This window comes from Methylosinus sp. is20ea, assembly GCF_059718135.1.
The window spans coordinates 49,555-69,617 of the sequence record NZ_AP046089.1; the positions used below are offsets into that span (position 1 = coordinate 49,555).

General features: G+C 57.6%; 17 protein-coding genes and 1 pseudogene. 2 read left to right on the forward strand and 16 right to left on the reverse strand.

The window, feature by feature from the left end; all coding sequences use genetic code 11:
• Window positions 1-72 precede the first annotated feature (72 nt).
• From AC6IY7_RS19085 to AC6IY7_RS19155, 15 genes and pseudogenes are all read right to left on the reverse strand, one after another.
• Window positions 73-1,071, reverse strand: coding sequence for a glycosyltransferase family 2 protein (locus AC6IY7_RS19085; RefSeq protein WP_497782979.1), 999 nt, complete (start codon window positions 1,069-1,071; stop codon window positions 73-75).
• Complete coding sequence (locus AC6IY7_RS19090) at window positions 1,068-2,129, reverse strand: glycosyltransferase family 2 protein (RefSeq protein ID WP_497782980.1); 1,062 nt, start codon at window positions 2,127-2,129, stop codon at window positions 1,068-1,070. The genes AC6IY7_RS19085 and AC6IY7_RS19090 overlap by 4 nt, the downstream gene beginning before the upstream one ends.
• 11 nt (window positions 2,130-2,140) lie before the next feature.
• A complete protein-coding gene (locus tag AC6IY7_RS19095) occupies window positions 2,141-3,232 on the reverse strand; it encodes a class I SAM-dependent methyltransferase (RefSeq protein ID WP_497782981.1) in 1,092 nt (363 codons plus the stop codon).
• A gap of 45 nt (window positions 3,233-3,277) precedes the next feature.
• Complete coding sequence (locus tag AC6IY7_RS19100; protein ID WP_497782982.1) at window positions 3,278-3,817, reverse strand: CatB-related O-acetyltransferase; 540 nt, start codon at window positions 3,815-3,817, stop codon at window positions 3,278-3,280.
• Between the two features lie 71 nt (window positions 3,818-3,888).
• Complete coding sequence (locus AC6IY7_RS19105) at window positions 3,889-5,358, reverse strand: flippase (RefSeq protein ID WP_497782983.1); 1,470 nt, start codon at window positions 5,356-5,358, stop codon at window positions 3,889-3,891.
• A gap of 56 nt (window positions 5,359-5,414) precedes the next feature.
• Window positions 5,415-7,460, reverse strand: a complete 2,046-nt coding sequence (locus tag AC6IY7_RS19110; RefSeq protein WP_497782984.1) for an acyltransferase family protein — start codon at window positions 7,458-7,460, stop codon at window positions 5,415-5,417.
• 23 nt (window positions 7,461-7,483) lie between these two features.
• The gene (gene tviB / locus AC6IY7_RS19115; RefSeq protein ID WP_497782985.1) at window positions 7,484-8,770 is read right to left on the reverse strand and encodes a Vi polysaccharide biosynthesis UDP-N-acetylglucosamine C-6 dehydrogenase TviB; all 1,287 of its coding nucleotides are present in this window, start codon (window positions 8,768-8,770) and stop codon (window positions 7,484-7,486) included.
• Window positions 8,771-8,958: 188 nt separating this feature from the next.
• Window positions 8,959-9,106 (reverse strand): annotated as a pseudogene (locus tag AC6IY7_RS19120) (IS5/IS1182 family transposase); the annotation flags it as partial.
• Between the two features lie 44 nt (window positions 9,107-9,150).
• Complete coding sequence (locus tag AC6IY7_RS19125) at window positions 9,151-10,839, reverse strand: hypothetical protein (RefSeq protein WP_497782986.1); 1,689 nt, start codon at window positions 10,837-10,839, stop codon at window positions 9,151-9,153.
• 4 nt (window positions 10,840-10,843) lie between these two features.
• The gene (locus AC6IY7_RS19130) at window positions 10,844-11,608 is read right to left on the reverse strand and encodes a hypothetical protein (protein ID WP_497782987.1); all 765 of its coding nucleotides are present in this window, start codon (window positions 11,606-11,608) and stop codon (window positions 10,844-10,846) included.
• Entirely contained in the window at window positions 11,609-13,909 is a 2,301-nt protein-coding gene (locus AC6IY7_RS19135; protein ID WP_497782896.1) for a GumC family protein, read from the reverse strand. It lies immediately after the preceding gene.
• A 322-nt stretch (window positions 13,910-14,231) separates the two neighbouring features.
• Entirely contained in the window at window positions 14,232-14,981 is a 750-nt protein-coding gene (locus tag AC6IY7_RS19140; RefSeq protein WP_497782897.1) for a polysaccharide biosynthesis/export family protein, read from the reverse strand.
• A gap of 294 nt (window positions 14,982-15,275) precedes the next feature.
• Window positions 15,276-15,629 (reverse strand): hypothetical protein, encoded by a 354-nt coding sequence (locus tag AC6IY7_RS19145; protein ID WP_497782898.1) that lies wholly within the window; start codon window positions 15,627-15,629, stop codon window positions 15,276-15,278.
• A gap of 241 nt (window positions 15,630-15,870) precedes the next feature.
• Window positions 15,871-16,827 (reverse strand): lysozyme family protein, encoded by a 957-nt coding sequence (locus AC6IY7_RS19150; protein WP_497782899.1) that lies wholly within the window; start codon window positions 16,825-16,827, stop codon window positions 15,871-15,873.
• Window positions 16,824-18,089, reverse strand: coding sequence for a PLP-dependent aminotransferase family protein (locus AC6IY7_RS19155; RefSeq protein ID WP_497782900.1), 1,266 nt, complete (start codon window positions 18,087-18,089; stop codon window positions 16,824-16,826). Before AC6IY7_RS19155 ends, AC6IY7_RS19150 begins: the two co-directional genes overlap by 4 nt.
• A gap of 498 nt (window positions 18,090-18,587) precedes the next feature.
• Here AC6IY7_RS19155 and AC6IY7_RS19160 point away from each other — a divergent pair, with 498 nt between their 5' ends.
• Together AC6IY7_RS19160 and AC6IY7_RS19165 are read left to right on the forward strand one after the other, a co-directional pair.
• Window positions 18,588-18,938: an antitoxin Xre/MbcA/ParS toxin-binding domain-containing protein gene (locus tag AC6IY7_RS19160; RefSeq protein WP_497782901.1), complete on the forward strand. Its 351-nt coding sequence runs from the start codon at window positions 18,588-18,590 to the stop codon at window positions 18,936-18,938.
• A complete protein-coding gene (locus AC6IY7_RS19165; RefSeq protein WP_497782990.1) occupies window positions 18,938-19,444 on the forward strand; it encodes an RES family NAD+ phosphorylase in 507 nt (168 codons plus the stop codon). Before AC6IY7_RS19160 ends, AC6IY7_RS19165 begins: the two co-directional genes overlap by 1 nt.
• A 253-nt stretch (window positions 19,445-19,697) precedes the next feature.
• Here AC6IY7_RS19165 and AC6IY7_RS19170 read toward each other — a convergent pair whose 3' ends face one another.
• Window positions 19,698-20,063 (reverse strand): DUF6481 family protein, encoded by a 366-nt coding sequence (locus AC6IY7_RS19170; protein WP_497782902.1) that lies wholly within the window; start codon window positions 20,061-20,063, stop codon window positions 19,698-19,700.

Below are 20,063 nucleotides of genomic sequence, written 5' to 3' on the forward strand. Positions count from 1 at the left end.
ATAATTTCATCATTTTTATAAATTCTTTCCGCGATGGGATCGCGTATGTCGCAGAATTTAAATATATCATGTTCAACGCGCCTCACAATTTACTTTATATTCATCTATTGTTACCGTAGATTCAGCTAATTGATAGTCGCGATGCGTCTTCCGGACCTTTCTTTGCATCTCGTCCTTCAATACGAGCAGATATGCTGCCGGCAGCATCAGGAGCATTGTGATTAGGGACGAGTTGGTTCCCCATTGTCTGAAAGTTCGCCGAATTCCGACTTCCCCATGCAGCGAATATCGAAGGTACGTGATCAATTTCCACAGCTGCACTCTCAAACTTCGCGGGTAAGAACGCAGGATGCGAAACGAAATCGCCAAGGCATATGCCCGACCTCGGCAATATTCCATCTTTCCGCTGAGCGAGATGCAATGCATCGCTTGATATTCAACTATTTTCAATACCTCTGGATGTACTCTGATCTTCATCTCTCCGAGAGCTGTCCAAACCACGCCTTCGGGAATGACAAAATCGATTTGAGGGAACGGATTGTTTTTCAAGGCGATAGCTTTTGTAAAAGCCACCATGTCGCCAGTGACTTTGAACGTCTCGGCGAGTTCGTTCCAACTCGTGTCGAAGGTCCCTTCCTTAGGCAAGGGGGTGGATGTGATACCCCATTGGCTGGCGCAGAGGGCGGCGATCCCGACGTATTCGGGCTCGAGTTCGACAGGAATTGAATTCCAACTCGCCACTAGCTTTTCGATTGCCTGCGGAAGAAGATAATCGTCGGAATCGTTCCAAAGAATAAACTCGCCACGGGCGCGTGCAATTGCTTCATTGTCCATTCGCGCTTTGCCGATGTGGACGCTAGCTGTAATGATAACAACCGGAAACGAGGATCTATTCGCCAATTCGTGTAATTTATCAGAGGTATTGTCAGTGGACCCGTCATCGCAAACGAGCCATTCTATATTTTTATAAGTTTGGCTATTCAGCCCATTCCATACTCTGTCGAGATATGAACCCCTGTTCCATGTCGGAGTTAGAACGGATATCAATGGCTGTTCTTTATTTTCAGTCATTTGTCGATCGTCCTACCAATAAGACCAAATGCAAATGCTGCGTCTTTTGTAAATGACTTCCAACCTAGAGCATAGAATCTCGGACAAAAATAGGCATTGAAAAATATCATCTTTACGAGCGCAGCCAATTTTTGGCTAGGTCGCTGGAACTGATAGAGCTCGGCCCTCTGATTGAAGAAATGAGAAAGCTTTGAAAATTGAATTGACGCCCTGCGAAAATTTTCGTTTTGGGGATGTGGGCTCTGGTCAAAAATGATTTGAAAGGCCCTGGCGCTCTCCGCGGCCATTCTAGCGTGCAAAACATATGGTTCGTGGCTCATCGCCGTCATTGCGATCTTTGCCTCATCACCAACGGTTTGTGGCCTTGGTGGAAAAGTAAGCGAGAATTCATTTCGGCGCCATATAGCGAGAGGTTCTGCAATATACGCTGTGTCACCGATCACATTCGCCAGCATTCCTATCCACTGGTCATGGCCGGTCCAGTGATCGCGACCCGGCAAGACCGATGTGTCGACGATGCGTGGGCGAAGGCTCGAATCGATATTATATAATATATCTACTTTGAAAATCATCGAGAATCCGACGATACAAAAGAAGCCGAAATTACTACATCGCTTGACATATCTGTCTCGTTTGAAATTCGGCAATCTCTGGCCGCTCAACTTTAAGTTACCATCGGATAGCAAGGAGGTATGCCCGACTAATACGAGGTCTTTTCCTGGATACTCTTCGATTGCACGACGAACGCGTTCGATTTTATTTGGTAACCACACGTCATCCTGGTCGCAAAAAGCGATCCAATCACCCTTGCACAGACTCGACGCTCGAAGGAAATTATCCGAGTATCCTAGATTACGTTCATTAATATTGAGGCGAACGGGGAATGGTGCCGATTCCGCAAATTTTTCGACTATATCTATGGTCGAGTCCGTAGAGCCGTCGTCGCAGACCACAAGCTCGATGGGTAGGACTGTTTGTTTGGCGAGACTGTCCAGTTGCTCGCGAATGTATCTCTGGCCGTTGTAGGTCGCCATCGCTATGGAGATTTTTGGCGACATATTCGACACCTCTATTCTTTAAAGGCCACGAGCGTCAAGAAATCCGTGCCGTCGGGAACAATCGCCTGTTTTATTTTGTTCTTCAGGAGGGTCCATTGCGTGCTCCAGGAAAGGCGCACATCCTTGTCGGCAGGCAGATTTTGCTTGATGGCTTCGCTGGCCCGGGCCATCCCGGTCAACGAATACGAAGTGGGCCTGCTCTCGATGCGTGCAAATCCAGCAGAAGAAAGCCCCCGACTCAATGACTGCCGGTTGAACATCACCAGATGTCTAGGCGGTTCGAGACCACGCCAATTTTGCCCATATCGTCGGTGACCCGAGCTATCGATATTCGGGGTTTCCACCCAGAGCCGACCGCCAGGCTTCAACAGACGATGACAGGCTTTCAATATCGCCAGAGGATCGTGAACGTGCTCGATGACGTGGCTCATGGTGATGAAGTCGAACAGCCCGTGCTCGCCATCGAACTGCTCGATGCCGCCTAGGATCGCGTTGTAGCCTTGTCGTCGACAATTGGAGACCGCTTTTGGGTCGGGATCGACGCCGATGGCGTTCCAACCACATGACCGAGCGGTGCGGAGGAACGACCCATTGCCACAGCCAACGTCCAACACCGCGCCGCCATCGGCAGGAAGGCGCGGCAAATGCCGATATTCTTGATCGATCCGCGCTCTGTGAGGCGCTGAACACCAGAGCACGGCTATGCCGAGCAACGACGCCGGCGATTCGCGGGTCGCGTAGCGCCAATTGGTGTAGCCGTTGACAAGCCGCCTGCGCAGCTTCCGCACAGGAACGAGTTCGGCGTAGTCTGGCTTCGACACGCTGGCGGGCTGGTGCGTGTGATACGTCTCATAGGCCAGATGAATAGAGGCGGGCGAAGGGCGCGGATCCAAATAGGCCGAACCACATCCCAGGCAACGCCAGGACGTCCATGAGCCCGGCGCGCAAAAAAAGACATTGTCGATCAGTTTGTCGTAGAGAATTGTCCGTCGGGTGGTCTTACAAACCGGGCAGGCTTCGACTGTGCATAGCTCGCTCGCCGGCCACGGCGAACGCCAAATCGGCGCGCGCGTTGATGACGGGTCTTCGACAGATACGATCATGAGAGATTTCCTATCGTCGCTGCACGGACCGATGTCCCGACGCGCTTATCGATATGCGCCGGCCTCTGCACATTCTAAAAAAAAATTGATTTGGTCGCTCAACAGCTCCGGCATCGCTTTTTCGAGTCGCGCCTCGTCCCAATCCCACCATTTCAGCGCCAACAGTCTCCCAATCGTTTCCGCATCGAAACGGAGCCTCACCACTCTTGCCGGATTGCCGGCGACGATGGCGTAGGGCGGCACATCGCGCGTTACGACCGAGCGAGCGCCCACCACCGCGCCGTCGCCTATCCTCACGCCCGAAAAAATGAGCGCCTCGGTTCCGATCCATACGTCGTTGCCGATCAGCACATCACCCTTCGTCTTGGGATGTCCGATGCGGCGATGAGCCGATTTCCAAAGGATATTGAATGGAAAAGTTGTGACCCAATCGGGACGATGTTCGCCTCCCAGGAAAATCTTTACGCCACCGCCGATAGATGTGTAGGCGCCGATTTTGAGCGTAGCGCCTTCCCCCCACGAGAGGACGGCGAGATCGCCGTAGGTTCCGCGGCCAAACTGATATTGTGGGTAGAGCTCAGCCAATGTGAGGCTTCGTTGGGAGGACAAAAAGCGCTTCCGGATGGCGCCTAGCAATCGTCGAGGATCACGCGCGCTCATCTAAACGCCTCCCGCAACTCGAAGGAGATATTCCTGTAGAGGCGAATGATCGATGCGCGAATATCGGCGGGTGCGCGCCACCACGACCAGTTCATGATAGCCACTGACAGAATGACGCTCGCGGACCACCAGATTTCACTGCCGACCGTCGTCCCCAACGCCAGGCAGACAGCGAGAAGGAGAAACAGGGCGGAGTCCCGAACGAGGCCAATCCCGTCTCGCAGGATTCCCGCTGACCATAGGAGCATAATACAGCCCGAGAGATTGCGGAGACCGAAGGCGACAGCGGCCCCGGGAACGGCCCAAAGACATAGGCCCGCGTAAAGCGCGATCAAATAGGGGATCAATTGGACGAGGTGAAATTTCGCCCCGACGTCGGGACGCCCGCGCGCCTGCAATAGCGCGTTGGGCACGAGAGCGAGCCCGTTGATCCAATAGCTCAACAAGAGGATCTGGGCGGTGACGTTGGCCTTGACGGCGAAATCCGGGCCGATCCACAGGACAAAAAACGGCTCCACCACCAACAAGGCGATCAGCATGACCGGCGTCATGACCGCACTCAACGAGCGGAGGGCGCGTATCGCCAACTCCCGGCTCTCCCGCTCCCCGGCGACGGCAAGACGTGGAAAAAGCGCCGATGTCACGGCCGCCGGTAAGACGGATGAACGTTCGGCCAAAGTGAACGGCACCGTATAATAGGTGACCGCCTTCGCTCCGAGCGTCGCGCCGATGACGAAGCGGTCCAGAACGACCATCAACGGGCCGACCACCGACGACACCGTCACCCAGCCGCCGAACTGTAACAGGCTCGTCGCCTGATCGCGGCAAAAGGACGGCGCATGATCTCGAAACACATGGACTTTGCAGCGCCAGAACACGACCAAAAACGATGCGGCCCGCGTGAGAATGACGGAAGGCAAAAGCCAAGCCAGGTCTGGACCATGCACATAGGTGATGAAAAGCGGAACAATCTGGAGGGAGATCGAACCGGAGACAGAGATGAGGTTCAGCTCCAAGAATTTTGCGGATCCTTGAAGCGCGCCGACCAGAACTCCAGACAGCGTCATAAGCGGCACGGCCAGCATCAGCCAAGGAAGAGCCGACGCTAATTCCGATCGGAGCTCCGCGCTCATATCGATGACATGTCCGAAAAACAAGCTCGACAGCGGCCAAATCAGCAATCCGCCGAAGGCGCCGACCGCGCCGTTCACCACGAGCGCGGTCCAGAAAGTCGCAGCAATCCGCGCTGGCGACGAACCGCCGAGGGCGGCGATGCGCTGCGCTGTCGCGCTGCCGAGCCCTAAGTCGAACAGGCCAAAATAGCCCAAAAAGGCCCAGACGACCGCCAGAACGCCGTATCGGGCGTCTCCGACCAAACGAATATAGACCGGAATCGTCAGAAGTGCGACTCCCATCGGGAGCATCGCTCCCAGCAAGTTGTAGGTCGTATGATTGCGAATGCTCACAGATCGACATGCCTTCGATCGAACGGTTACGAAATTTTGCGCTGCGTTCAGCAGATTTAATTTATTGGTGTTTTGAACGGGTTGCCGAACTGTTGGAGGTAGATCTCGCCGATCAACCTCGACCCGACATCATTCAGATGGCCGCTGTCCCTGTAGAGAGGAACGCCTTTCAGTTCACTGAAACAGAACGACGCATCGCACATGACGAGGGCCGGATCGATCACGCGCAACGACGGATATTTCTCGATCAACATACTCAAATAGTTATTCCAATCGGAAAATGAAGCTATATATTCCGATTTGTCCATAGTGCAGGTTTTTGTCAAATTAAATCGTTGGTTATTTAACGTACAATTATAAATTGTCCGCGCATAGGTCGGATTGCCTTTGAAAACCACCGGCGCCGCGCCCACCGCGATTATCTCCTGTATCGCCTTTTCGAACCGAGACACGAAAACCGGCCTTCCACGCAATTGGGGCGATTCGTCGATATGATACTCATCATTATTGATTCCCGCGGCGAACGCCCCAGCAAGCACGATGAACTTATATCTGCCCGCACCGATAATTGTTTTGAGCGCCCTGTTTCTTTTATAAAAATTATAATGTTCTATATTATGTCCATCTTGTGTATAAAATCGGCGCACTTCCGGCAAATACATTGTCTGGCTTTGTGTAATGTCATAGCCTCGCAAATCGGCGTCTTTCGCCAGAATATCGAGCATTCCTGTGAAATGATTTGCGTGTGAATCACCGATCAATAGAATGTCAACACCATTATGCTTCACTCCGAGAATGCACTTGTCGGGAGGGAGAGGATTCTCCACATTTCCCTCATTGCAACGCCCCCGTTTCTTGTTCGAGTACGAGAGAACCGCCGCGCTCCTGACAGTCAGACTAGCGTCGAATCGTCCTGGCCAGCCATCGCATACGTCGGCAAGGACAGAGAGCGCCAAGAGAGCCGCAACAGGAAGCGCAAAGCCGACGCTCGCAACTTTGATCGCAGGATAGCTTAGAGCCTTTTTCGACGGCGACTCGACGAACCAATATGTCAAAGAAGACAGCAACAGAGTGACGCCGACGATGAAGGTGGCGACATAAATGTCGATTTCGACTTCATAAATCTTGAAGAAAGCTATCAATGGCCAGTGCCACAGATATGCGGAGTACGAAATGCGACCCATAAAATTCAACGGGCCACTCGCAAGGAAATTACCGACCCTATTTTGGCGTCCCGCGAACGCAATCAACAAACCGCTTCCAAGGCAAGGCGCGAGCGCGTTCAGTCCGGGGAAGAAAGCTTCCTTGGTATAAGTAACAGCGGAAAAGCCGATCAACACCAGTCCGAACAGGGCCAGCCAGTTTGCCTCCCGAGAGCTTGAATGATTTGGAATACCGGCGAGAAATGCGCCGAACAAGAACTCGAAAGCGCGCGTCGGCATAAGATAATATGCAGCCGCGCGATAATTTTCGACACCCCACTCCGATATCCATAGTCCGAGCAGAGCAGCAATCAAAGCGATGATCCAGACGCGCCTCGGCCGCACGATTTTACGGATGAGCAGCAACCCAACTGGCCACAGGACGTAGAATTGTTCTTCAACAGCCAGAGACCAGAGATGAAGCAGCGGAACGTGCTCACCCTGCACGCCGAAATATCCGCCGACATCGCGCCACATGAAAACATTTGCCGACAAAAGCGTTGAAAAAATCACGCTTTTAGAAAACTCGACTAACTCTGCCGGCAGCATGATCCAAAAGGACGTCAATGTGGTAATTCCTATGACCAGGAACAACGCAGGCGCCAGCCGAATAATTCTTCTCTTATAAAAGCCGGCAATAGAAAAACGGCGCTCGTCGAGCTCAATAGAAATAATGCTGGTTATCAAATAGCCGGATATGACGAAAAAAACATCGACCCCGATATATCCGCCAGAGACCACCGCAAATTCGAGATGGTGGAGGATGACGAGTGACACAGCCACGGCGCGAAGGCCATCGATCTCGGGACGATAATTCAGCCGGCGGACTTTCGCCTCGGCGTTATTCCGGCGCGCCCGCGTGTCCGCCGCCGTATCAAAAATGTCCTTTTCCGCGTACATGTCCTGGATCCGCGTCGTTGTTTCTACAGACGAACGTCGGCGTGTTCGGGGCTTAGAATATATTTCAAGTCATAGAGCACATGCTCGTCCTTGCCGAGCGCATGGATCCTGTCCGCTCCCATCGCGCGGAACTCGTCATGAGCCACAGCAACGACGATCGCATCATAGCTGCCAGGTCGCGGCTCGGCGATCGGCGTGAGGCCATATTCATGTTCAGCCTCTTTCACGCTGACCCAAGGATCATAGACATCGGCGATGACGTTATATTCGGCGAGTTCGCGCAGAATATCGACAACGCGCGTGTTACGCAGATCCGGGCAATTTTCCTTGAACGTCAGCCCCATCACTAGCACCCGCGCACCCTCGACATGGATCCTTCGCTTCATCAAGGCCTTGACGAGTTGCGACACCACATAGACGCCCATCCCGTCATTGAGACGCCGACCGGCGAGAATGATTTGCGGGTGATAACCGATCGCCTCGGCCTTATGGGTCAGATAATAGGGATCGACCCCGATGCAATGTCCGCCGACGAGGCCTGGTCGGAACGGCAAGAAGTTCCACTTCGTGCCCGCCGCCTGCAACACCGCCTCGGTCTCGATACCCATCTTGTTGAAGATGATCGCCAACTCATTGATGAGCGCGATATTGAGATCGCGCTGCGTGTTCTCGATGACCTTAGCGGCTTCCGCCACGCGGATGCTCGGCGCCTTATGAGTGCCGGCGACAATGATCTGCTTGTAGAGTTGGTCGACCAACTCGGCGACCTCCGGCGTGGAGCCGGCTGTTACCTTCTTGATCGTCGAGACGCGATGCAGCTTGTCACCTGGATTGATGCGCTCTGGACTGTAGCCAGCGTAAAAATCGATGTTGAACCTAAGACCGGACACCGCTTCCAGCACCGGCACGCAGTCTTCTTCCGTGGCCCCCGGATACACCGTGGATTCATAGATGACGATATCGCCCCTCTCGAGCACCTTGCCAATGGTTCCCGACGCCTTGATCAGGGGCGAAAGGTCAGGCTGTTTGTGCTCGTCGATCGGCGTCGGCACGGTCACAATGTAGACGTTGCATGCAGAAATGTCGGCCACATTGGTGGTGTAACGTAGTCCGATCGCGTCTCGCAGTTCTTCGTCGTCGACTTCGAACGTAGAATCGTGGCCGGCCTCGAGCGCGGCGATGCGTGTCGCATTTATATCGAAGCCTATGACCTTTCCTCGCTTGCCGAATTCGACGGCGAGCGGCAAGCCAACGTAGCCGAGGCCTATGATGGCGAGGCTAACGTCCGAAAGACTCTTGATGATGCTCATAGGAAGTCTCAATTCTACAAAATTGCTGAATGGAGTCGAATGATCGAGCCGAGCGTCTATCGCTTTCGAACGTCGCCGCTTCATCGACAGGTTTGAAAACGCCACTTCCAAAGCAACCACTGAATTCGACAGACAACGCCCAACCGTCGAACGGTCGCCTGTGTCTTAGAGTCTGTCCGTGAACTTCGTGCTTGACTACAATGTCTTCTGAGCATTAGGCGGATGGAGGCGAGGTGGAGAAACGCCGACGCCTTACGATTGAGCCTTTTTGAAGTCGTCGGCCAACCTTCCGCAGCGACCGAGCCATGAAAAGCTTCGTTCGGCGGCCCAGCGGCGGGCTGAACCTCAAGGCCTTTGCGGCGCCGGTTGCTGAGGTGGGGTCAATCCGGGGATCCGCCATGCAAATGTGAATCCTGCAGAATGTCGATTCGACGCGTTTGCGACGCAATCGTCGAATCTCCACTCCGCGTCTGCCTGTGGATCAATTCCAAATTTCGAAAAAGCGCCGTCCCATTAGCAATCTGCTCAGGCGCGGATTTCGCCTTGAGCACAAGTCGCAGCACCGGAAAGTCGCAGCCCTCGGCCGGCATCTCGAAATCGACCGATAGCTCCCGCCAGGGAGTCGAGCCGCGCAGGGGCTCCGTCTCGGCGAGAATGCGCTCGTGGCCTTGCATGCAAGATATCCGCCAAACCACGCCCTGCATCGCGCGCAAGCTATCCGCCATCGCCTCCATCTTAAGCATATAGCGACCGGGCGACAAAGATACGAATTGATGCACGGAAAGCCGTGGAACGCGCTCGCCGACGAACTGGACGCGAATGGCACGGCCACTTTCCGATTTCGAGTTCCCGATAAATCCGACGCTGCCTCTCGGCGCCGAGATGACGTTCCACTCAAAAGGAATATTGGATGGATCTTCAGTGAAGCCGCCGTCGAAGAGAAGTCTCGCCTTTGGCCTTTTCGCCTCCGGGAGAAATTGTATCCAAGCGAGATACGCTTCTATGGTTCGATCCTGCCTCATCATCAATTGGAGAATTGGTTCAAGATCGAGCGCGCGAAGAGCGTTCTGCTTTCTGGTGAGCTCGGAAAGCAATCGTAGCCCGGAATCTGCGTCCTGATACGCGGCCAGTTTCTGGAAAACCCATGGGCGCCAAGAAGGCCCCGTGGCGAGAACTTCGCTCAACGCGGAATAGCCCCTCGTGTCGATCGCCGCGCTCACGAGGAACTCTCCTACCAGATAAGGCATATTGCCGCCGTGACGCATCATCCCGTCGGCCGTCGCAATTGCGCCGCGGTAGTCGGATTGGCTTATTTGAAATTCCATCAATCGCGTTTGCGAGATGATCTCTCTCAAGGACCGACCTGCGGCGAGACGAAGGAGAGCGGCAGCTCGAGCGCGGTCCCCCGAGCGCGCGGCTATGTCCGAAAGCAAAACAAGCGCTCTTTGTTGCAAAGGATTGGAAATCAAGCTGCGCTGCGCGAACATTCTCGCAAGCGCGAGATCTTTCTCGAAGAAGCTCGCGTCCGGATGATCGAGCGCATAATGAGTGGCCACGGGTGACAAATGGCGCGCCATGGCCGTCCACGCGTAAACACCCTCCAGATCATTTCGCACATCGACGGCGGCGACGATCGCCGTCGCCCTGGCGTAGTAGGTCTTGCTGACCTGCAAATCGATCCATCTCGCCATCGAGCCCAGGTCACCTATGATCGGCCGCGCGGCCCTCTCCATCAAGAGCGTCGCCGGGCCCATCAAATCCTGCTCGGCCTGATCTGCGTTCAGTACCAATTCGCCACGCTTCAGAGGCCGAAATAGAATGCTCTGTGTCCGTCGTTCATGCGCCGCCCCGGTCCCCCTTACGAAATAATCTTCGGCCAGCGACAGCAGAGCCTCGGAATCGGAGGATCTCCAAGCGAGCGCGATCTTGGCGTCGACGACTCCGGCATGATCTGCGATCGACGTCGTCAATATGAGCCACGCGATCGGGACCGCGACGAGCGCCACGCCGAAGCCGACCCCACATTCGACGATGACCGCCCATCGTCTCTGAATCAGTCGTCCGCTCATCAATTCACTGCTCGACGATTTCATTGCTGCAAACTGCCAGAGATTCTTTCGCGCACTGTTCCTGCGCCCCACGGTTCAACAGGACCGGAGTGATGCTCATGCGCCATGTCCTCATATCGAGAGCGTGAACATCGAATGCGCCGCTCTGTAATGCCGCCAGGAGAATTGCAATTCCCGTAATCGCCAGCGCAGAGGCGAGTGTCAGGCCGATCCTCACATTTCTGGCAGCCCGCGATCGTCCCTCGGATCGTGGCGGTGGCCTCGCCCGATCGGGCGGAGTGGCGATACAGGGATCGAGTTGCCACGAGCCAGCAGAAGGTCGCGTCGCGCATTTCTCCAACAAGGAGTCGAAAGTCCCGATGTCGGATGACGCAGCATCCGCCGTCACATCGCTCCAAGCCGCCAGGACTCTTGTCAAATGTGCCGATTCCCAGCCATTTCCATTGAGATCTGGATGGAGCCATTTGATTAGCCAATGCTTGTGTCGAAGCATGACCTCGTGCGTCTCCGAACCGCGCAGACCGAGGATGCGCGCCGAGGGCGCGCCCGGGAAAAGCAATGCCAGATGCAGATAATGAATCGCTGCTGCGCGAACGACATCGGGGCGTCGCCCTGTCGAATTCTCTAAAGTTCGACAGGTCTCGGGGCAGCCCGCTGCCACCTTGATCAGGTCGAGAATGTCGTCCGGCGGTGGCTGACGCCTCAATTCCCGTGCGAGCCGCGGCATTTGCGCCAGCTGCAAGGCAATCCGAATGGTATGTGCGGTCACTCAGCACTCTATGGTTGTCGCCGAAGATTGCTTCGAGCCGATCTGTGGCGATTCATCCTCTTCCGCGAAGATTCCGTAGCCGTAATCATATCCCGGGTGATAGCCGTAAGATCCGTTGTCGAATCGGAAGCGGTTAAGAATCCCGCCGAGCACATGGCCACGAGCCATGTTCAGGCGCTTGAGCGCAATTCCAATGACATCCCGACGAGTCTCTCCAGCCGATATGACGAGCACTGTCTCGCTGATCGCATTCGCGATCAGGGGAGCGTCGGCGAGGCCCAGAATGGGAGGTGCGTCGACGATAATCAGATCGAAAAATTCGCCGCCGAGCGAGAGCAGCGACGAAAATTTCGCGCCGCTGAGCAGGTCGGCGGGGTTGGGCGGCAAAGGGCCGGAGGCGATCACAAACAACGTCTCGACCTCGGTTCGCTGCACGACCTCCGAGGCTTGCATGATCCCAGAGAGATAGCTGCTCAACCCAACCGAGTTCGGCACCTCGAAATGCACATGGAGAGAGGGCTTTCGAAGATCGGCGTCAATCAGGAGCACGCGCATTCCCTGTTCCGCGCAGATTCTCGCGAGGGCGGACGAGATCGTGCTCTTGCCCTCTCCCGGCTTGGCGCTCGTAATTGCAATGCTTCTCGGCAAGCCCGTGGGGGTAGAGAACTGCAGCGCGGTCTTCAACGATCGCAGAGCTTCCGAGACATTGGATCGCAGATCTCGAAGAGCGATCTTCATGGCCGCCGCATCTTCGACTGCCGGAACCACGCCGAGCACCGGGAGCCGGAAACTGGCCTCGATGTCTCGAGGCGACTTGATCGTATTATCGAGATATTCGATGACGAAAGCGACGGCTACGCCGCATAGAAGGCCGGCGATCGCGCCGATCGCGAGATTCCGCATCGGCCGCGGGGAATAAGGCCCGCTCGGCCTATCGGCCGGATCGACGACCGAAATATTGTTCGAATCCAGCGCTCCGAGAACGCTGATTTCCTTGGTTCGCTGTAACATTTGTTCATACAGTATGCGATTGGTCGCGACCTCATGCTGGAGCATGTCATATTGGATGCTGCGGGCTTGTTCGTTCGAAAGTTCGGATTTGAGTTGCGTCAACTGCCTCTCTAGCTCGGCTTCTTGATTTTTCGAACTGAGATACTGCGTTCGAATGGAATCTTTCACGACCGTTATGATTTTCGACGCTTGACGATCAAGCTCGTCCATCTGTGTCTTGATCGCGACCATTTCAGGGTAGTCGGGTTTGAAAAGCGTGAGCTTTTGTTGGTAGTCAGCCGCCAGGCTGGCGCGCTTGTCACGATTCGCAGACATCCCTCTATTTTCCAGCACCTGCGGCAATCCGTAGACATTGTCGGTCTGCGCCATGGCCCAAAGCTGCTCGAGCTTCGTTCTCTCGATTTTGGCGCTTCCGAGGCTCGCGTTTGCAGCTACGAGGTTGACGGCCGCAAGCGTTGATTTATTGTCCGGCCCCGCGCTGATGATCTGCTCGCGGGTCCGGTAAGCAACGACCTCGGCCTCGCTTTTTTCCAGTCTCGCTTTCAATTCTCGAAGGCGCTCGTCCAAATAATTGCGCGCATAAGAGGAGGCTTCGAAGCGGCGCTCCAAATTTCGGTTGGTGAACACATCTGCGACTCCATTGACGATCAGCTGCGCTACGCCGGGGTCGACATCGGAATAGTGGATCATGACCAAACGCGATCCTCGTTTGGGTTCGATAACCAGATTACCGGTGAATTTGAGCACCGCCGCGCGTCGACGCGTCAACGCGTCGACTTCGGGTAATGCCTCTCCCGCGGAAAACATATTTCGGATGGAAGACAAGAGTCCTTGGGACTTTGAAGGGACGAAATTGGCGTCGTCGAGCAGCCCGAGTCGCACGGCGACCTGCTCGGCGAGCGAGCGACTTTGCAAGAGATCATATTGGGTCGTAAAAAACTCGGCGTCGCTTCGTCCTCCTTCTTCGGCGCTTTCAAAGCCTTGCTGTTGCGTGAAGCGTGATTCGTGTCGTTCGATCTGTATAACGGCGGTTGCGCGGTAGAGGGGAGTCGCGGTCAGCGTGACGAACACGGCGACGAGGATAAACGCCGCGGCAATGCCCGCGATCAATTTAATGTGTTTGACCAATAGGCGCTGGTAGGCCCCTAAATCGAAATCGCCGGTCGGTCCGGAACCCGTCAGATTGGCGGCAAGCAGCTGAAGTCCGTGAACGTCGCGCGTCGCGCCGCTGTCCTGGCTTACGCTCGGCAGCCCCGACTGGTCGAACCGGTTTCCATTCTCGAAAGTCATTCCAATTGCCTGCTAGACCGTTAGAGTGTCATGTGACGACCCGCCACATGGGCGGAAATTGTTCGCGAATCCGACTGCACAGAACGTCGGTCGAAAGACGAGCGCCAATGGTTGCGCGGTCCCATAGGTGATTGGGCCTGCAACACGCCGCAGAAAGGATGGCGCGCGTTCGCGCCCATGGGACGATGGAGCTCAAAGCGCTTTCAGCGCCAACGGAGTCGTTCGAGCGGCAAGAACTCGTTCCAGACGAAAACTCAGGCCAGAATCCGATCAAAAAGGATCAGAAACTGGTGTAGTCGCCTTTGTGCAGGAAAAATCGGACCTAAGGGACAAAGCGACTGGCGAGCCCCACCCCCTGTATGCCGACGCCGAATATATCTTTGAACTCTGTCCACACGGATCTGATGGCGGACTCGCCGACCACGACGAAATCTCCAGCGATGAGAGGCGGATCCTCGCGCTCACCCGAGCGAATGGCCGAAATGTCGTATGTCGTCGCGACGCGCGTATTATTCACTTCACGAAAAACAACAACATTCTGATCGGCTACTTTTGTCAGGCCTTTGGCCTGCGCAATCGCCTGCAATAGAGTCGTGCCCCCCGTCAATGAATAGATGCCAGGCCCCCCGACCTCGCCTTCGATCGTGTAGCGTTGGCTCGTGTAATCCTTCACGGAAACATGCACGTCTGGCGCGCGCAGATATCTCGATCCGAGGCGATCGGCGATCGCCACTTCGAGCTCCTTGACGCTCTTTCCCTTCACCTGCAATTCTCCGATCAATGGCATGGAGATATATCCCGTCCGGGAGACTTGCCTTGTCCCATCGAGGTCTTTGACCTGGAAGACGGTGATTTCGAGAACATCGAGCGGCTGGATTCGATAATCGGACTCCATTTGATTCGGATCCGTTGCATAGCGCAATGATGCAGACGGTCCGGTGGAGCGGTTGTCGTGAACAAATGACGCAGTCGTATCCTCGGCACGATTGACGGGCCCGGTGCAGCCGCCGAGCGGCAGTAATATGCAAGGCGCCGCCAGTATCTGTCGAAGCCTCGGTCCACTGGCCGCCATGATCGAACCTCTTCTTCATTTTTTTGGATGCAAATGCGTGTGAAATCGATTGGCGGCCGCATCGCCGCTTTCGCTCGGACGCATTCGCTCCCCGGTCGCCGGATTGCAATGCCCTCCATGCGAGGGTGAATTTTCACGCGCGGATCGAAGAACAGCGCGGCGCTCGTTTCTGAATGGCGGGCTACCCGCCGGGAGGAGACGTAATCGTGGATGAGGCGTTCTTTCCACGCTACCGCACTTCGGGTGAAACACGTCACCCGCTTCTTCGTGTTCACTTTCTACGACAGGGCGTCGCTACGCGATCGCCTTGCCGGCAGGCTTCGCTACGCTACCGCCTCGACGGCCCGCGCCTCGGATGCGAGTCGGGATTTTGAGCGAGTCTTGCGATAGGCGCTTCGTGACGCGCGGACCGGTGAGGCTGAAAAGCACGCGTCGCTCCTGGATGATCGGACGAGCGCGCGCGATCCCGGCCATTCGATTGAACAGGAAGGTGAGCATGACTGCGCCAATCACCAATGCGATTGCCGCCCAAATACGAAGGCAATCCGACATCATCGTGAGCTGCCCGATGGACCGCCACACACCGAACGCCGGCAGCGTCGCCGTCGCGGATGTGAGCGTGCAGAGAACATATGGGGCGAGATTCATTGTTCTCTCAGCGGAAATGTCGAAGTTGTCACGTTGAACGTGCGCCGATGCGGAATCCATAGGGACCAGAGGGAGGTCGACGAGGCGCAAAAGTGGTGGTCGCATCAATGCAGCCTCGGATCGTAGAAACTTCGCTGGTCACGAAAATGCGAATTGAGACACATCTGAAAGGCGCACTTGCGCCGGATTAGCTCCGGCGCCGTTGATACGATACAATTCATCGGCACGCTCGCTCGGAAAACTACCTAATGTGCGTATGTCGCGAATTGCTTCGCGCCGAATTGCTCCGAGAGCGCGGTGTCGTCGCGGCGCAGAGACCGACAAACGCGGGGAGTTCGTTCGACGTCGACGCGCGATTCCGCAAGACAGCACTGTCGCGGCGCGCAACTTCGCGTCTCGGTAGAGGGCGTCGATAATTGTGAATAGGCGTGAATAGGACGTCTCGTCGGCGCCGGGTCACGCAATGTCCACCCATGCGATGTGATCCGCCTCCGGCGCGTCCGCGCGCAAGGAGCGCCTCGACATTGCGAATGCCGGAGGCGGGGTCCCAGCCCGTGCCGGCCTTGGCCGTGAGCAGCGACAGCAGCTCGTCGCGATGCGTCAGCATATAGCCGCGAAAATCCGCCCAGCTCGACGGGCGGAAACCGTTCCGCTTCATATGCGCCAAAGTGACCGCCACGCCCTTGGGCAGCCAATGCAGCAATTTCACGATGCGCCAAAACAGTTCGCCGCCGGGCGCAAAGCCCAGCGTCTGCGCGCGCTTCGCATAGTGGCGCACGAGCGCGACGCCCAAGTCGACCGAATAGACCGGATCGACGCTCAGCCTCTTGTGATCGAGTCGCAGAGCGCGCGATTCCTCGGGATGAATCTGGAAATAGCCGCGCTCGTCGACGCGCGTCAGATCGGCGATATTGCCGCCCGACTCCACGGCGATCCAGCCGAGCAGGAATTCGAGCGGAATCTCCGGCGCGGCGCGCTTCAAGATCGGCGCAAGGCGCTGGACCCATGTGGCGACCGGCGCAGCCGCCACGCCGGCGCCGAAATGGACTCTGCGCCGCGGCCGCAGCAGGGGCCGCGCGGCGCGATGGCCGCGCCCTCGGCGACGAACCTCGCTTTCGAGCTCTGTTTCGAAGCCTTCGGCCTGCTCGAGAAATTCCGTGTCGAATGGTTCCGGATCGAAGCTCAACAGACTGCTCATGACTCGGCTCCTATAATGTGGGGAAGGCCGGCGTCCGACGCCGAGACCTGCGCGATCGCCTCGACGCAGGCGAAAATGTCATCGATCGTATGGCGAGCGGTGATCAGAAAGCTCAGAGCCGCGCCGGCGCCGCGACCCGCCCGATGCTGCACGCAGGCGACTCCGCGCTGCGCCAGCCGCTCGTGAAGACGCAGCGGATCGCGAAGGCCGAGCAGCGTCTGGACGGGAAGCAGACCGCCCGCGACGGCGACGCCGATGCGACGCAAGGAGGCGCGGAACAGGCCGAGACGTCGACGCAGCGCATCGCCGCGTCGGCGATTGAGATCGAGAGCATGGGCCGCCGCGGCGACAGCGGCGAGCGACGGCGGGCTGCAATGAACCCGCGTCATGCCCTCCCGCTCGAAGAGGCCGATGGTCTCCGCGGCGCCGGCCAGAGCCGCCAGAGGCGCGCCGAAACCTGTGGCGAGCGAGGCGCCGATGATCAATTCCGGCGCATCGAGCCCGAAGCGGGCGCCGATTCCGTCGCCGCCGCGCCCATAGGGATGCGCGGCGGTGGGGCGGCGTCCGATGACGCCCAATCCCTGCGTGTCGTCGACGACGACCAAGCCCCTGCCCGCTCGCGCCAGATCGACGTAATCGCCGAGTGGCGGCGTCGCGCCGCGCGCCGGGCGCAGCCCGTCGGCGACCACGATGAGGCGACCGCGAGAGGCGCTCCGCATCGACCGCGCCAGCGCGGCTGCGCCTCCGGCCGGAAAGCCGACGACCCGCGCGCCTTTCGCCGCCGCGCGTTCGACGCCCCAGCGCATCACTGGATAGAGTCCGCGTTCGGCGAAGATCGCGATCGGCTCCCTGGCCAGAACATCGAAGACGTCGAAGAACAGATGCAGCGTCGAGGGCGCGAGAAGCCCGCAGGCGCGGCCCATGAGCTTCGCGAGCTCCGCGGCCGTCTCGGCCGCGTGTCGCGGGACGCCCGCGGCGGCGGGGCGTCCCGTGGTCAGCGCCGGCCATGGCTCGAGCTCGCCATGGGCGTGGCACAGCCCGAGATAGAGCGCCGAAGTGAAGTCCAGCATCATTCCGAGCCGCGGACGCCGATCAGACGCGTTTACTGCGGAGCCGGGATCATGGTGAGCCGCGCCCCCCCGGCCGACCAAGCGCGCCGGCGGGTTCTGCGCCGCCCGCTGTTGCGTCAGCCGGTTCTTCAGCAGCACGGAGGGTTGCAGATAGCGCGTCGCCGCATCGCGGCTGTCGGTCACATCGGCCATGCAGCTCGGCCTCGCTGAACACTTCCGCCTCGCGAGCGAATTCCTATTCGTACTCCGCTTCATAGGCTTCGTATTCGTAATTGGACGCTTCCAGCTCCGGGGCGTATTCGAAAGCCTCTTGCTCGAGATGCGACATGGTTCTCTTCTCCTGCTGCCGAGCCGCGCCGAAAAATGCGCCGCGGCGAACAGAAGGTTTTCAACAACCGTGCCATTAGCAACTATTTGTATTCCCTAAATTTATAAGTTTTGACTCGCGAAAACATCTTCGCTCGGGAGGTCGTTTCCCCGCTTTTCACGAAAAGTTTTTCGCCACGCGGCCGACGCTGGCGGAGGCGGGATTAGAGAACGATGCGAACCATCGGGCGCGCTCAGCCGCACCGGAAGCTGCACCATTGGCCAGGGGGCGGGAGGGGGCGAGCCGAAATATCCGCGATTGAATATCTTGAGTTTTGACGCTATATAGCGTCATATATCTCGGTGACCGGCGGAGGCGGAACGATGGGTTTGGCTCGATATGCCGACGACGGGATTTTCGCCCCGCGCAAAATTGCCGACATCCTCCGCACGACGAGTGAGGAAATCGCTCGAACGGCCGGGTTGGGCAAGGACGCCGTTCAACGCGCCAGCCGGCTTCGCTCCGACAAGACGCAGCGCCGCCTGCGCGAGATGGTCGAAGTCCTCAACAAGGTCGAGCCGCGCTTCGGGTCGGCGCTTCTGGCCTATGCCTGGTATCGTTCGGAACCGCTCTCCGGCTTTTCCGGACACACCGCAATGCAGCTCGTCAAGAGCGGTCGGGCAGACGAGGTGCTCGAATACATCGACGCCGTCGACGCAGGCGTCCACGCCTGATCGCGCCCTTCTCCTATAGGGGCAAGCTCTATCGAGCGCTCAATCCGGTCTATGCGCGCGAGCCGATGTCGGGTCGCGGCGCAGCGCTCTATGGCGGCCGATTCAATCCCAAGGGCGTTCCCGCGCTCTACTGCTGCCTGTCCGTAATGACCGCCATCCGGGAAGCCAATCAGGCGGGCAATCTTCAACCCGTCACGCTCGTGTCATATGACGCTGAGGTCGAGAGAGTATTCGATGCGCGGGACGCGCGGGCTCTCGCGAGCGAAGGCATGGACGGGGCCGCGCTCGCGGCGTCGACATGGCGCGATGAAATGAGGACGAGCGGCGAAGCGCGAACGCAGAGCTTCGCCCGACGGCTGATCGCTGGCGGATATCAGGGCCTCTTGGTTCGGAGCTTTGCCCCTGGAACGAGCGAGGACGATCTCAATCTCGTGATCTGGCCAGGAGGAGAGGCCCCTCCATCATGCCTGACATTGATCGATGACGAGGGTCGACTGTCGAGGTGATGCGTTTTATCCCGGCGGCGGGCGTTCATATCGATCTCGCGGCCGGCCGTTGCGCGACAAACGGACATGTCTCCGGCTGGCGATCGGCGCCTCCGGGCATATGCGAAGACGAGCGTCGAATGAGCGACTGTCTCGGGCCGTTTCCGTTCGCGGCCCTTTTCGAATGTGAAACAATCGCTCGACTTCGTCTCCTCCGGGAGACAGGAGGTTCGACGATTTACGACGCCGATCGCCGATCTGGCGCCGGTCGTCGCTATTTTCGGGCCTTGCGGGCGGCATAGCGGGCGTCTCTGGCCGCCTTGCGTTCGGCCGCGGACGCCAATTCACGCTCGGCCTGTTCGGCGGCTCGTGCGTCGCGTTCCGCCTGCTCCGCCTTCAGAACCGTTTCATGCGCGGCTCGGTCTTCCGCCGCACGGGCTTCGGCGGCGAGCCGGACGGCTTCGCGCTCTGCGGCTCGCACGTCGCGCGCGGCGATAATCGCCTGCCGGGCCGCCAGCCGCTCGGCCGCGCCCTCGTTGATCTGGGCCGTCAAGGCGCGGAATTTTTCCAGCTTTGATTTTTTCGCCGCTTCGGCGGCGCTTCGGCGCTCGTCAAAATCGGCGTTCTTAAAAATAGCCAT

Excerpts from the sequence above, each read along its gene's own strand:
- AC6IY7_RS19085 (WP_497782979.1), bottom strand. The coding sequence starts at position 1,071 with ATGACTGAAAATAAAGAACAGCCATTGATATCCGTTCTAACTCCGACA.
- AC6IY7_RS19090 (WP_497782980.1), bottom strand. The coding sequence starts at position 2,129 with ATGTCGCCAAAAATCTCCATAGCGATGGCGACCTACAACGGCCAGAGA.
- AC6IY7_RS19095 (WP_497782981.1), bottom strand. The coding sequence starts at position 3,232 with ATGATCGTATCTGTCGAAGACCCGTCATCAACGCGCGCGCCGATTTGG.
- AC6IY7_RS19110 (WP_497782984.1), bottom strand. The coding sequence starts at position 7,460 with ATGTACGCGGAAAAGGACATTTTTGATACGGCGGCGGACACGCGGGCG.
- tviB (WP_497782985.1), bottom strand. The coding sequence starts at position 8,770 with ATGAGCATCATCAAGAGTCTTTCGGACGTTAGCCTCGCCATCATAGGC.
- AC6IY7_RS19125 (WP_497782986.1), bottom strand. The coding sequence starts at position 10,839 with ATGAGCGGACGACTGATTCAGAGACGATGGGCGGTCATCGTCGAATGT.
- AC6IY7_RS19135 (WP_497782896.1), bottom strand. The coding sequence starts at position 13,909 with ATGACTTTCGAGAATGGAAACCGGTTCGACCAGTCGGGGCTGCCGAGC.
- AC6IY7_RS19140 (WP_497782897.1), bottom strand. The coding sequence starts at position 14,981 with ATGGCGGCCAGTGGACCGAGGCTTCGACAGATACTGGCGGCGCCTTGC.
- AC6IY7_RS19145 (WP_497782898.1), bottom strand. The coding sequence starts at position 15,629 with ATGAATCTCGCCCCATATGTTCTCTGCACGCTCACATCCGCGACGGCG.
- AC6IY7_RS19150 (WP_497782899.1), bottom strand. The coding sequence starts at position 16,827 with ATGAGCAGTCTGTTGAGCTTCGATCCGGAACCATTCGACACGGAATTT.
- AC6IY7_RS19155 (WP_497782900.1), bottom strand. The coding sequence starts at position 18,089 with ATGGCCGATGTGACCGACAGCCGCGATGCGGCGACGCGCTATCTGCAA.
- AC6IY7_RS19160 (WP_497782901.1), top strand. The coding sequence starts at position 18,588 with ATGGGTTTGGCTCGATATGCCGACGACGGGATTTTCGCCCCGCGCAAA.
- AC6IY7_RS19170 (WP_497782902.1), bottom strand. The coding sequence starts at position 20,063 with ATGGCTATTTTTAAGAACGCCGATTTTGACGAGCGCCGAAGCGCCGCC.